8 protein-coding genes are annotated in these 13,014 nt (G+C 47.1%); 3 read left to right on the forward strand and 5 right to left on the reverse strand.

Features of this window, described 5'->3' with window-relative positions; genetic code table 11:
- Nucleotides 1–29 precede the first annotated feature (29 nt).
- The 5 genes from OU814_RS15435 to dusB all read right to left on the reverse strand — a co-directional run bounded on the left by OU814_RS15435 (nucleotide 30) and on the right by dusB (nucleotide 6,740).
- Nucleotides 30–1,664 carry a GldG family protein gene (locus OU814_RS15435; RefSeq protein WP_268184117.1) on the reverse strand — a complete coding sequence of 545 codons (1,635 nt, stop codon included), beginning with the start codon at nucleotides 1,662–1,664 and terminating at the stop codon, nucleotides 30–32.
- 44 nt (nucleotides 1,665–1,708) lie between these two features.
- Nucleotides 1,709–2,509, reverse strand: a complete 801-nt coding sequence (locus OU814_RS15440; protein ID WP_268184118.1) for an ABC transporter permease — start codon at nucleotides 2,507–2,509, stop codon at nucleotides 1,709–1,711.
- Nucleotides 2,506–3,465, reverse strand: a complete 960-nt coding sequence (locus tag OU814_RS15445) for an ABC transporter ATP-binding protein (RefSeq protein ID WP_268184119.1) — start codon at nucleotides 3,463–3,465, stop codon at nucleotides 2,506–2,508. The genes OU814_RS15440 and OU814_RS15445 overlap by 4 nt, the downstream gene beginning before the upstream one ends.
- A gap of 445 nt (nucleotides 3,466–3,910) precedes the next feature.
- Complete coding sequence (locus tag OU814_RS15450) at nucleotides 3,911–5,452, reverse strand: TAXI family TRAP transporter solute-binding subunit (protein WP_017287605.1); 1,542 nt, start codon at nucleotides 5,450–5,452, stop codon at nucleotides 3,911–3,913.
- Nucleotides 5,453–5,603: 151 nt separating this feature from the next.
- A complete protein-coding gene (dusB, locus tag OU814_RS15455) occupies nucleotides 5,604–6,740 on the reverse strand; it encodes a tRNA dihydrouridine synthase DusB (protein WP_326498309.1) in 1,137 nt (378 codons plus the stop codon).
- Nucleotides 6,741–7,835: 1,095 nt separating this feature from the next.
- Between dusB and OU814_RS15460 the strand changes: the two genes are divergently transcribed.
- The 3 genes from OU814_RS15460 (at nucleotide 7,836) to OU814_RS15470 (ending at nucleotide 12,999) form a co-directional block, all read left to right on the forward strand.
- The gene (locus OU814_RS15460) at nucleotides 7,836–11,003 is read left to right on the forward strand and encodes a peptidase domain-containing ABC transporter (protein WP_268184120.1); all 3,168 of its coding nucleotides are present in this window, start codon (nucleotides 7,836–7,838) and stop codon (nucleotides 11,001–11,003) included.
- A gap of 173 nt (nucleotides 11,004–11,176) precedes the next feature.
- Nucleotides 11,177–12,550: an HlyD family type I secretion periplasmic adaptor subunit gene (locus OU814_RS15465; protein WP_017287608.1), complete on the forward strand. Its 1,374-nt coding sequence runs from the start codon at nucleotides 11,177–11,179 to the stop codon at nucleotides 12,548–12,550.
- A 38-nt stretch (nucleotides 12,551–12,588) separates the two neighbouring features.
- Nucleotides 12,589–12,999 (forward strand): HetP family heterocyst commitment protein, encoded by a 411-nt coding sequence (locus tag OU814_RS15470; protein WP_017287609.1) that lies wholly within the window; start codon nucleotides 12,589–12,591, stop codon nucleotides 12,997–12,999.
- The last annotated feature ends 15 nt before the right edge of the window (nucleotides 13,000–13,014 follow it).

Here is a 13,014-nt window from a genome sequence, read left to right on the forward strand (position 1 = left end):
TGCCTGGGGATGTTCTGTCCCCAGGTTTTTTAGCGTCGTTTCCACCAGAGCGCGCCTGCGGTAATGAAGCCGAAAAGCGGCACGATCGCTAAAGCGAGGAATCCGAGCAGTAAGGCTTGCTCACCGCTAAGAGCAATGCGGCGATTTTTTACATCTTTAGGTCGAATGGAGAGCGGTTGCTGCTGATCTGGAGTCAACCAATTCACAGAATTCAGAAAAACATCCGCATTCAACTGCTGAGCAAAAAATCCGTTCACCATAAAGGTTGAATTGCCAAACACAACCATGCGTGAAGGTTTGGCAGGTGCAGAGGTCGGACTGGGAACTGGATTTGGAGAAGCGGAGGCGGTCGGAGCTGGACTTGGAGATGAAGTCGCAGTAGGGCTTGGAACTGGACTTGGAGATGGAGTCGCAGTGGGGCTTGGAGAAACGGTTGGAGTAACCGTGCGTTCAAGTGCTACTGCAAGCGCTAAAGGCCCAGGCCGATCGCCACCATCTAGCTTTAACGGTTGTTCTTTGAGATTGCTTTCTGCCCAGCTATTGGGATCAGTCAGTAAGAGCGGAGTGGCTTGAACGCCTGGAGTCGGTGTGATATCGATCGGGCGAGCAACCGGATAGAACGAAATGCCCTTGCCGAAGGGGGCAGTAATCGGATGATTTCCGTATTGAGTGACGATCGCGACAGCCGGGCCTGCGTTGCTCAATCGCTGGTTTGGCGCATTAATCGCAACGCGATCGTCGAGTTTCACACCCCAGGAATTGAGAAACGTATCGAGTCCAGATTTCGTATTTGGATCGACTGCGATCAGGAGATTTCCGCCTCGGTTCGCATAGGCTTCGAGGGCTTTGGCTTCCCCTTCTGCTAAAGGACGAGTTGAGCCAATGACCAGCACAACAGAAGCATCTTCGGGAACAGTCCCTAGTTGCGCGAGATTCAAAGGTTCATTGATAAAATTCTTGTCTTCTAAAGCTTTGACCGATTCTGAAATCGAGTTGTCTCCTGCTGTGAGCGATTTTTCTCCATGACCTTGCACGAAATAGGCTTTGGAGCGGCGATCGCTAGTAATCTGCAAGATTCCATTCGTGATGCGATTTTCAGAGAGACGGATTTCAGGTGAAATACTCTGGAGAAACTGTCGCCGTTTACTCGATTGCAGTTCGATAAACACGTCGCGGTTGTCGCCTGCGTTCTTGATGCCAAAGGCTTGAGCCACGCCAGGATTAGAGTTGGGGTCTAGATACTCAAATGAGAATTTAGGCGTGATCCGCTGATAGTTTTCGAGCAACGCTCGATCTTGAGGATTTTGATCATTTGTGAAAATCCAGAGCTTTACGCCTTGCTGCATTTCGCGCAAGACTTGCTGAGATTCTGGCGAAAGCGTGAACAGTCCTGATTCGGTCAGGTCAAATCGCTGTACCGATCGCACCGCGAGAAAATTGATCAATCCGAGAATTGCTAAAACCGCGATCGTACTCACTAACGCATTCGTGCTGGCTTGTGTCGATCGTCTTCGCCAAAAGCTCGGCTCTAACGGATCGTCAAATTGCCCAATCAGCAGCATCCACAGCCCAATCACGACAATTCCAGCAATGATCAATCCCAGCGGAATCGATCCCCAAGTGCCTGAAACAATCCCTGCGGAGATGCCCGCCAAAATCAGCATGAATCCTGGCAGGATGAGGAATTTTACAAAATTAAGTCGTCTTTTCATGAGCGTTGGAAGCGGAATGTATCGATCGATTGAGCAGTGAGGAAAATTCCCAGCAGAATGTAGCTTGCAAAGACCACTAAGCTACTGGTATCAACAATGCCTTGAATTAAATTCGTGTAGTGCTTGAGTAAAGATAAATGCCCGATCGCATTACCAACAACTCCACCAAAATTTTGAGCGATTAGATCCACAACCCACAAGGCGAGAACCAAAGCAAAGGTCAGAATTGCAGCCACGATCGTGCTATCGGTGAGCGACGACATAAACATACCGAGCGAGAGCACTGCACCCGCAAGAAGCAATAACCCCGCGTGACCGAGCAGTAACACACTGATTTGAATCGGTGGATTGAGATTCGCAAGTGCGATCGCTTCATATAACAACAGCGGCAACGACATGGTGAAAAAGAAGGTCATCACACCTAGCAATTTCCCGACTGCAACCGACCAATTCGTCAGCGGTGATGTTGCTAGCAATTCTAATGTGCCGCGTTTTCGTTCTTCGGCATATAGACCCATAGACAGCATGGGTAATACAAAGAGAGATAACGAACCAATCACGCCGAGCAGCAAGCGAATAAATTCGTAAGGAATATCGACGGGAGCAGTATTAATGCCCGATGCAGTAGCTTGGTCATACTGTGCTGCATTCGCAATCACACCATCTAAAGTCGCTGTAAACAGAAAGCCAGAAATTAACCAAAATACAGCCGCGATCGTATAAGCGAACGGCGAAGTAAAGTAGCTCAGAAGCTCCCGTCGATAGATCGCCACAATATTCAACAATACAGTCTTCATTCTTCCGCCTCGGTAGACTCTTCAACAGGGTTTTCTTCGGTCGTTAACTTTAAGAACACATCTTCTAAACTCGCCTGTACTCGCCGCATTTCATAGAGTCCTAATCCGTGACTCACGAGCGCGTTCGCGATTTCTCGACCCAAATCGACCTCTGAAAAGACGCGAACGCGATGCCGTTGATGAACCGTCGATTGCTGCTCGACAGATTGCACGGCTTGAATCATGTTTAAGCAATGATCGATCGTGTTCCAATCGCCTTCGACTTCGAGTTCATAGCCTGCACCCCGATTGAGTTGTGCCATCAATTGATCGGGCGTATTGGTTGCGACGACTCGACCGCGATTGATAATGGTGACGCGATCGCAGGTCATACTCACTTCCGGCAAGATATGCGTGGAAAGAATGACCGTGTGATCGCTTGCTAATTGTTTGATCAGATTGCGGACTTCGATAATTTGGCGCGGGTCAAGTCCAACGGTCGGTTCGTCCAAAATAATCACGGGCGGATCATGCACGATCGCTTGAGCAATGCCCACCCGTTGCCGATAGCCTTTAGACAGTTTGCGAATAATCGTTTTTCGCTTCTCGATGAGTCCTGTTTTTTCGAGTGCGATTTGAATGCGATTTGGGCGATCACCTGCATTCACCCCTTTAATTTGGGCAACAAAATTCAAGAATCCCTGGACGGTCATTTCAGGATAAAGCGGGGGAGATTCCGGCAAGTAGCCAATCTTTTGTCGGACTGCCATGAGATTTTCATGCACCTCGAAGCCTGCGACTTTAGCCGTTCCTCGACTAGCTGGTAAATAGCCCGACAGGATTCGCATTGTGGTGGTCTTTCCGGCTCCATTGGGACCGAGAAAGCCGAGAATTTCGCCAGGTTCGACTGAAAACGTGACATCTTCGATCGCAGCGGTAGAACCGTAAAGTTTGCTGAGGTGTTCGACTTCAATCATGAGGGATTCGCTCGATCGCAGAATTTGGGTCGCAGTCTCGTAGGGTAGCAAAATTTAACGACCACTGCTCAACGTTCGACGCAAACCGATACGATTTTGCTCCAGGATAATTATGCAAAGCGCGATCGTGCTCCCTAGACGAACTCACAGGGCAATCTCACACACAGGACACTCTTGTTTAGAATTTTTTCAGCGATCGAAACGGTTACAACTTAGGGTCAAACCTGTCTAAGTTGTAACCTTAACTAGGTGTTCACTGTATACACTATCTGATAAAAAAAACAGCCTAATTAAAATTAAGGCTGCCGAAAACGCTCCGAAGCAAGTCTGATTATATCTAATCAGATTTTTTGCAAAATGGCTATCACACAATTTAGTGAGGAAATCTGTTAGTAGATTCTCCTGGTTTCTCCTATATCCACAAGTTAAGGATCAAACATTACGCCTACTGAGAATATGGGGACGAAATGATCTCAGAATCAGGAGATCGATTCTCGTGTGCTTCGGTTTTCCGAGCCAATGACATTACGGATAAGAGCGTCAGTTCCATCAGCTCAATGTATGCCTGAATCTCGACTTGATCCTGGATCAGCATCTTCCGGTATTGCTGTTTTAGGGACGTGAGTTTTTGCAGCGCGGATTCTGGGTCGATTTGCAGCGCAGCTTGCCAGTCGTCCAGAATCAGCAAGGTATCGAGCACTAATTCTTTATGCTGTTGCTTAATGGTTTTGCGGCATTCCTCGGTGAAGGTCTGGGTTTTGTGCTGAACTTGCTCATAGGTATCAGCGGTGATCCGTCCATCAATGAACATCAGACGATGTTCTTGACTGAGGTCTTCAACACCCGAAAGTGCTTGTTGAGCATTTTGAGGCAGCAGTTGATTGAGTTCGTTGAGACGAGTAATGGTGGATGTGAGGAGCTTTTTGCAGCGCTCGCGGTTCCAACGCCGCATGATCAAACCAATCCCGCTCGTTCCTACCAGAATCACAATCCCGGCTTGAAGGTCGTTATTGGATTCTAAGTATCGTAGCCAGGCTTCGCGAGGATCGGCGTTTTGACTGTAAACGCTTTGTGCGCCCGGATGTACATAGAGCAAGTTCTTTTGCAGCAGCGATCGCGCTTCTCCGGTTTGTAATTCAGGATAAAAGAGAGAGAACTGGCGCGAGTTGTAGAGAATTGACCAGGTGAGGAGTCCAACGGTTTTTTCATCGACATCCGGGCGCGTCACGAGAACGGTGGCAGTTGCGAGCGTGGAAATATCGCGATCGGGAATCGTGGGACGCGCGCTGTAAATACCTTGAGGAATGCCCATGGCTTGATATGCGCCAGGATTGCGATTCATCAAATAGTTAATGAATGTCGGTTGGATTGAAACAAGTTGCAAAGAGGGTTGTGCGACGAGTTGTTGGCGGATACGATCGCTCGCGCCGATTGAGCCGACGTAGATGGCAGCATCAATTTGGCGGTTGTTGAGTTTGCGAAACGCTTCGTCAAATCCAGACGTGTCTTTCTGAATGTTTAAGTTGAAAGCGGTATTGATCAGTTCAGAAGTGTAGTAAATTCCGCTGCCTGGAGCGCCGATACCGACTCGTTTTTTTTCTAAATCACTCAGCGATCGCACGTTTGAATTTTTAAGGGCAATGATATGAATGGGTTCATCGGCAAGCACGGCGATCGCTTGGACTTTTCCCTGCTGCATTGCCTCACTCACAACATCCAACTGCACCAGCGCAAAATCGACTTGACGATCGAGGAGACGATTGAGATTCTCGATCGAGCCTTCGGATTTTTGATCTTGAATCTGGACATTGACGGTGCGGTTTGTGGCAGTGGTAATCTGCTTGGCGAGGCGGCTGTAATAGCCATTGCTGGTGCCGCTAGAGAGTGTGATCGGTTTGGGCGATCGACTGCATCCAGCAAGCAGAGAAAAAACAGCCACAAGACTGAGAGTCAGAAGGTTCGATGGTTGCAGAAAAAGTTTTTGCATTCAAATTTGATTGCCGTCACGCCTGATGTCATGTTTAACAGAATATAGACAGCTTTTTCTGAAGACGCGCACAAAATTTTCAATGCAACTTTACCGATGCTCAGATCAATGAAATCTGCGGCAAACCAAACGGGAGTTGTGCAGTCTGAAATCAGCTAACCGACATCTCCAGCAATTCGGCTTCCGATTCTTCTTGCCATCCTGTTACTGACAAGCGATCGATTGCCTTATTGATTAACTCCAATCCCTGATTCACATTCTCAATCAGACTTAACTGCCCTCGGAGTTCTGCTGCTCCAGCAAATCCTTTTGAGTACCAAGTCATGTGCTTGCGCGCTTGTCGAACTCCGCGATCGCCTTTGTACTCCCACAACATTTGCAGATGATCGCGCGCACATTCTAAACGCTCGATGGGCGTCGGTTTTGCTTTCTCTTCTCCTGTCTTGAGAAAATAGTCAATCTCTCCGACTAAAAACGGATATCCTAATGTCCCGCGCGAACACATCACACCGTCGGCTTTGGTAAATTCCAAGCATTTTACTGCTGCTTCTACCGAGAAAATATCGCCGTTTGCAATCACTGGAATCGAGAGAATTTCTTTGACTTTGGCAATCCATTCCCACTTAGCTGCGCCGTTGTACCCTTGCGATCGCGTACGTCCATGAACGGTGATCATTTTCGCGCCTGCATCTTCCATGCGCTTCGCAAATTCCAGAATCGTAATTTCTTTATCCGTCCAACCAATTCGAGTTTTAACCGTGACGGGAACATCGACTGCATTCACCACCGATCGCACAATCTCTTCTGCAAGTTCTGGCTGCCGGAGTAAAGAAGATCCACCCCCATTTTTCGTAATTTTATTCACGGGGCAACCCATATTAATATCAACGGTGTCTGCTCCCTCGTCTACCGCTTTTTGTGCGGCTTCCGCTAGAAAATCAGGGCGACAATCAAACAGTTGAATACTAATCGGGCGCTCATTCGGATCGACTTCCATGAGAATCGGAATCTCTTTGACATAATGCAATCCGGTTGCGTTCACCATCTCGGTATACATCATCGAATCCGGAGCATGACGACGCACTAATCTCCGAAATACGAGATCTGTTACACCCGATAGTGGCGATTGCAACACCCGACTTTTCACCTCAAAATCACCAATCTTCAGAGGTTGAGCTAAGCGAGTTTGCAGTTCGGGAGAAAGAATCATCATAGCCAGAGAAGCAGTTTGACGTTTTCCAGCATAGATCATCCTTGCCGAAATCGGATCGATTGCGCGCTTACGCATTGCTTATGAAGTAAAAAATGATGCATTAAACTATTAGTTGAAATCGTCCCTCTAACCAAAGTGAGAGATTAGAATTTCCTCTAAAAATTAAGTCCAAAAAAGTGATCTGCTCTACTTTCTATGAGGTTAGTTCTTTTGTAATTTCAGATGAGTCTGAAATCGTTCTATCTAATTGTTAGGGTTCTAATGGATTGGTATTTCTAATCCATCGTAGAAGTTGATTCGCTCGTTCTTATTCTTGCTGCACTCAATTTGGTGATTATAATAACGTGCATCCTTCACAATATGTTCCACGCTTGATATCTAGACGTGATGTAGCAATCTTTGGGTAATTTGTATAGCCCATATAGTTAATAAAAATAATTTTTGTAATTGACTTGACAGCAATCATTTCGTTTCTTAGGCTTTTTACAGAACGCCTTCGCACTCAAATCCTAAATCTAAATATATCTAAATATTATTTGGTTTCGGTTTGGGCAAGTCTTTGCAAAAGCAAGTCTGTGTTCCGAGGTTATCAACGATTCACTTTACATTACTCGGAATTAGCTTCATACAGCCTGAGCGAACTGATCGTATTTCGCTTGGTGCGAGTTTGAATTCGATCGAAACGTGTTGTTTTCTAATGTTAGGTAGGCTAAAGATGTCGAGATTCAAAATTATTTGTAGACGCGGCTTACGATACCGACGATGGGATAGACAGCACCACTGAGTTTGTCGCTTCTAATAATGGAATCACTCAGAATAACAAGATTCATTGAATCTTGATCGTTGTTTTATGGCTTGGTAATCGAGATTTGTACGAGGTCATCCTAACGCCCCAAGGATGTCAATTCATTATGAGGAAATTTGTCATGCACACTCGCATCAGTGCAGGGATATTCCATTCTATTGCAACGATTTCGAGAGTTATAGGGAATACCAGTTCATTAATTTATTCAAACTGACGCTCAAACTTGAGTCCATCGCTCAAAAAATCTGCCAAATTGGCGACAAATTTGGGGAGAGATTGTCACCATTGAGAGCAAGCATTTTAACGCTCGCTGGAGAGATAGTCAGCTTTTAAGAAAAATACTCAAAATGCCAGGAAGTTAGGATATGAATTCAGCCTCGAACCTTCAGGCACTGCTTCAGCCTCAACGCTTAGGAGGCGCGATCGACATCCAAATTGCCCTCCGAAAACTGCTCGCTGCTGCCCAGATGGATGAAACGATCGCGCAAGTTTTGAGCCAGGATTTTCAGCTGTGCGAATTTCAGCTTGGGAATGAATTGAACGATAACGCAGAAGACAAATCCCCTGCTGCTTCTGACGAACAAAATGCACACTTTTATGTCATTTGTCAGGGGAAAGTTAGATTGATCTGCCCTGATCGGCGGCAGCAGCGAGATCTATCAGTCATGCTTTTAGAGACCGGGCAATGCTTTGGGGCAGAGTCGATATTTTGCCAGAATTCACTCCCTTATACTGCGATCGCGGCGAGTCCTGTGACGCTTGCGCGTATCTCTGTGACCAAACTCGAAAGTTGGTTAAAAAAGCTTCCCCAACTGCGGAATTTTTTAGTCCAGCAAGCGACTCGCTTCGCCCGTTTAATCTTTCTCAGAACTGCTATCGCTTGGGATATAGAGGGTGCTAGCTCGAAGAAAACGCTGACGAGTCATCAGGCTCAGCAGTTGTTATTTTTCTTAGAGACGATTGAAGTGCCGGCAGGGGCAAAACTGGTGGAAGCAGGCATTGATTCGGGTTACTTCTGGCTATACCAAGGCGAGATTGACGATCAAAGTTCTGAGGTGACACCCGCGATCGTCGGGGAAAGTTGGGGAGAGATTCAGAAAACTCCCCCAGATTGGATCGCGAAGACAAAATTGCTGATTTACAAAGTCTCGATCGAGCAATGGAAAGCAATTTCCTCGCCAGTCACGACTTCTGGAACATTGGGGCGCTACCAGCAAGAAACGATAGCCTTGGGGCGCGGCTCACCGCAACTTTTACTCTCAACTTCGACTCAGGGAGATACGACTCAAAAAGCCCTGAGTCAGGATGTGACTCATCCAACGCCAGCGAATCAGGTTGCAGTCAACTTTCCTAAACCCGCTCGGCATGTTCCTTGGCAACCCAAACTGCTGAAGCGGTATCCATTGATTCAGCAGCAGAGCGCAGCAGATTGTGGGGTTGCCTGTATTGCAATGATTGGTCAGTACTGGGGAAATCGGCTGAGCCTGAACACATTGCGGGAACTAGCAAAGGTGGGACGTTCTGGGGCTTCACTCAAGAACTTAGCACTCGCAGCAGAGAATGTTGGGTTTCAGGCACGACCGGTTCGGGCAAGTTTGGGGCGGATGGCGGAGCAAAAAAACCCCTGGATTGCTCACTGGGAAGGGGATCACTATGTGGTCGTTTATCGGGTCAAAGGGGGGCGGGTACTGGTCGCCGATCCTGCCCGTGGTAAACGCAATCTCACTCATCAAGACTTTCTCAAGCATTGGTCGGGCTATGCCTTGATGCTTGATCCGACCCCGCAACTCAAAACGGTTCAAACCACAGAGCGCAACTTAAAACGGTTTTGGGAAGTCTTGTGGTCATATCGGTCTGTGCTGTGGCAAATCATTCTACTTTCTTTGCTACTGCAACTGTTTGGGCTAGTTACACCGCTCTTTACTCAGATTATTCTTGATCAGGTCGTCACGCAGAAAAGCTTACCCATGCTGCATCTTTTCAGCCTTGGGTTGCTGCTGTTTAGCGTTTGGCGGATTGGACTGGTTGGAGTACGGCAGTATCTATTAGATTATTTTTCTAATCGATTTGATTTGACGTTGATCAGTGGGTTTGTTGGTCATGCTTTAGTGTTGCCTCTGAAATTCTTTGAATCCCGTCAGGTTGGAGACATTCTGACGCGGGTGCAAGAAAATAGCAAAATTCAAGCTTTTCTAACGCGGCAGGCGGTTGCGACTTGGCTAGATACGACGATGGCGATCGTTTATCTCGGGCTGATGTTCTACTACAACTGGCATCTGACTCTCTTCGTCATCGCATTGATTCCACCGATCGTAATTTTGACTCTAGTTGCGACTCCATTTCTGCGGCAAATTTCGCGGGAAGCCTTTAGCGCAACGGCTGAGCAAAACTCGCTGCTGGTGGAAATGATGACAGGTGTCGCAACCGTAAAATCGGTGGCAGCAGAGCGAGAAGTCCGCTGGCGTTGGGAAGACCGCCTAATTGGAATGCTCAACATCCACTTTAAGGCGCAAAAACTGACCAATGGGCTGCAAGTGACAGGCGGATTGGTCAATTCGATCGGAAGTACTGCGCTACTTTGGTACGGTGCAAGTTTGGTGATTCAAGATCAGTTAACGATCGGGCAATTCGTTGCTTTTAATATGTTAATTGGTAATGTTATTGGACCTGTACTGGCACTCGTTGGACTGTGGGATGAGTTCCAGGAGGTTTTGATTTCAGTCGAACGATTGAATGATGTATTTTCCGTTAAACCGGAAGAGACACCTGGACAATCGATGTTAGTGCTCCCTCCGATACGAGGGGAAGTACAGTTCGAGAAAGTTACGTTTCGCTATGAGCAAGCCGAAGAACGCAACACGCTGGAAAACATTTCAGCAAAAGTTGAAGCAGGTCAAACGATCGCGATCGTGGGGCGGAGCGGGTCTGGAAAAAGTACGTTGATCAAGCTCCTGCAAGGGCTATATCATCCCACCACTGGTCGAATTTGGATCGATGGGCACGACATTAAGCATGTCTCACCCCAGTCCTTACGGAGCCAATTAGGGGTTGTGCCGCAAGAATGTTTCTTGTTTTCAGGCACGATTCTAGACAATATTCAGCTTTATCGACCTGAATACACCCTAGAGCAAGTGGTAGAGGTTGCGAAGCTAGCAGAAGCTCATGCTTTTATCCAGGATTTACCCTTGGGATATAACACCAAAGTCGGTGAGCGCGGTGCAAATCTATCGGGTGGACAGCGGCAGCGAATTGCGATCGCTCGTGCGCTTTTAGGGCAACCCGCAATTTTGATTTTAGACGAAGCCACGAGTTCTCTCGATACAGAATCAGAGCGCCGCTTTCAGCAGAATTTAGCCAGAATTAGTCGAGGACGCACCACATTTGTGATTGCTCATCGTCTATCTACGGTGCGAAATGCCGATCGCATTTGGGTCCTCGATCGTGGAGTTTTAGCAGAGCAAGGAACCCCTGAGGAATTAATTGAACTTAAAGGCATTTATGCCCATCTTGCTCAGCAACAACTCGATCTCTAAACTGAGGCTCGATCGATAGTTCCAATGCTGAAGAAGGTCTGAAAAGTTTCCGCAAGGTGTGTTTACTAACACTTGAAAAGCAGCACCCTAATGACTAAGATGATCGACGTTTTAGGGTTAGTTCTCACAAGATTTGTCCTATCTGAATACTATGACTCTACGAGGCATACTCTATGGTTCAGCTTGCCCCTCACAACCAAGGTTCTCCAGTCAATGATCAACAGCATGATCAACAGACGGAGAATTCCTTTCCCAAACCCTCAGGTTCCGCCCATTCTCACTGGTCTGCCCCTTTAGAAGCGGTGCTCGATCAACCTCCTTCTACATTGCCCCTGCGTCTGATGGTAGGAGGTGCGGTATTTTCGATTTGTTTTGCATCTTGGGCTTGGTTTGGTCAGATCAATGAAGTCGCTCGCGCTCAGGGCAGGCTGATTCCCAGAGGTAGCGTGTATAAAGTCAATCCGACTGAGACAGGCAAGGTTTCTCGCATCTTAGTTGAGGAAGGGAAGCCTGTGAAAGCTGGACAAGTCATGATGGAACTGGATAATGAACAAGCCAATCATGAAGTAGAACGGTTAGAGAAAGAAAGAACCGCAGCCCAGATCGAGTGGAGTCAGACTCAATCTTTACTGGCTCAAGTTCAGCTTCAGGCAGAGAGCCGTTTAGATGCGATGCACGCTGAAATGAGAGCGCAGCAGGTCGAAATTTCCCAAGGTAAAACCAATATTGCGACTACTCAACAATTACTGGATCAACTGAATGAAGATGCGATCGCTCAGGAAACTCGGCTGAAGCGATTCCAACCTTTAGTAGAAGCAGGCGCGATCGCGCAAGAACAAGTTTTTCAAGTTCAACAAGGGTTACGCGATCGCCAACGAACGATCACAGAGCAGCAAGGAACCTTGCAGCGATCAGTAGAAGATATCGAACGCCTGAATGCAGGAATCGCACAAAAACAAGCAGAACAAGCAGAACTGCAACAACAGTCGAACCAGCAAGTGCGCCAACTCGAAATCAAACTCTCTCAGATTCAAGCAAGAATTAGTGAACTACAAACCTTGATTGCAGCAGCAAATTCTAAACTTCGGGAACGTTACTTATACGCACCGACGAGTGGTATTGTTTCTGCACTGAGTCTGCGGCATCCTGGAGAAGTCGTCCAACTGGGACAAGCGATCGCAGAGATTTCTCCAGCCCAAAAGCCACTGATCTTATCCGCAGTCCTTCCAAACCAAGAAGCAGGGTTTGTCAAAGTAGGGATGCCTGTACAGGTAAAGCTTGATGCGTATCCGTATCAGGACTATGGCATTGTTACTGGACATGTTGCGAAAATTTCTCCCGATGCTCAACCCGACGAACGCTTGGGACGCGTGTACCACATCGAAGTGGAATTAGAACGCTCCTACATTACCAAAGATCAACAGAAAGTTTTGTTTAAGGCAGGGCAAACTGCGACGGCTGAGATTGTGACTCGGCAGCGGCGCATTGTCGATTTATTGTTTGATCCGCTGAAAAAGCTTCAGGCAAGCAACAACGTGATCCAGTGATTTTAAGATCTGACTAGGATATAAAAAAGGTGAAAAGCATGACTCAACAAGGCTTTAGAAATTCGAGCGCATCGCTCGATCGCGTCATGGAAACTGAGCAATTTAACCAAGTGATTGAAGCGATCTTAGCAGGAAAATATTCGTGGGCTTGTGTTTTAATTTTGCAGTTTGGTGGCTATAATCCGCTCCACTACATTCCCTACAGAACCTATAACCGGATTATGAAGGATCACTATCAAGCAGGGCAAAAGCAAGCTCAAACTCCTGATTCAAATCCGCAGCAACCGAATCCGATCAAGGATTTGAATTACTTGGAAGTCGTGAGTGAGCCTCGAACTCGAATTAAAGGCGGAACATTTGCAACCTTAGAACAATGGTTGGGTCAATGCAACGACTTGCCCGTGAATAAGGTGCCAAAATGGCAGGCTTCTCTGTTGACAACTGACTAGAATACTGGCAAATAA

It is taken from the genome of Leptolyngbya sp. GGD (assembly GCF_026735145.1).
In the GTDB taxonomy this organism is placed as follows: domain Bacteria; phylum Cyanobacteriota; class Cyanobacteriia; order Leptolyngbyales; family Leptolyngbyaceae; genus Leptolyngbya; species Leptolyngbya boryana.

Coding starts and splice junctions, on each gene's coding strand:
- OU814_RS15435 (WP_268184117.1), bottom strand. CDS start 1,664: ATGCTGATTTTGGCGGGCATCTCCGCAGGGATTGTTTCAGGCACTTGG.
- OU814_RS15440 (WP_268184118.1), bottom strand. CDS start 2,509: ATGAAGACTGTATTGTTGAATATTGTGGCGATCTATCGACGGGAGCTT.
- OU814_RS15445 (WP_268184119.1), bottom strand. CDS start 3,465: ATGATTGAAGTCGAACACCTCAGCAAACTTTACGGTTCTACCGCTGCG.
- OU814_RS15450 (WP_017287605.1), bottom strand. CDS start 5,452: ATGCAAAAACTTTTTCTGCAACCATCGAACCTTCTGACTCTCAGTCTT.
- dusB (WP_326498309.1), bottom strand. CDS start 6,740: ATGCGTAAGCGCGCAATCGATCCGATTTCGGCAAGGATGATCTATGCT.
- OU814_RS15460 (WP_268184120.1), top strand. CDS start 7,836: ATGAATTCAGCCTCGAACCTTCAGGCACTGCTTCAGCCTCAACGCTTA.
- OU814_RS15465 (WP_017287608.1), top strand. CDS start 11,177: ATGGTTCAGCTTGCCCCTCACAACCAAGGTTCTCCAGTCAATGATCAA.
- OU814_RS15470 (WP_017287609.1), top strand. CDS start 12,589: ATGACTCAACAAGGCTTTAGAAATTCGAGCGCATCGCTCGATCGCGTC.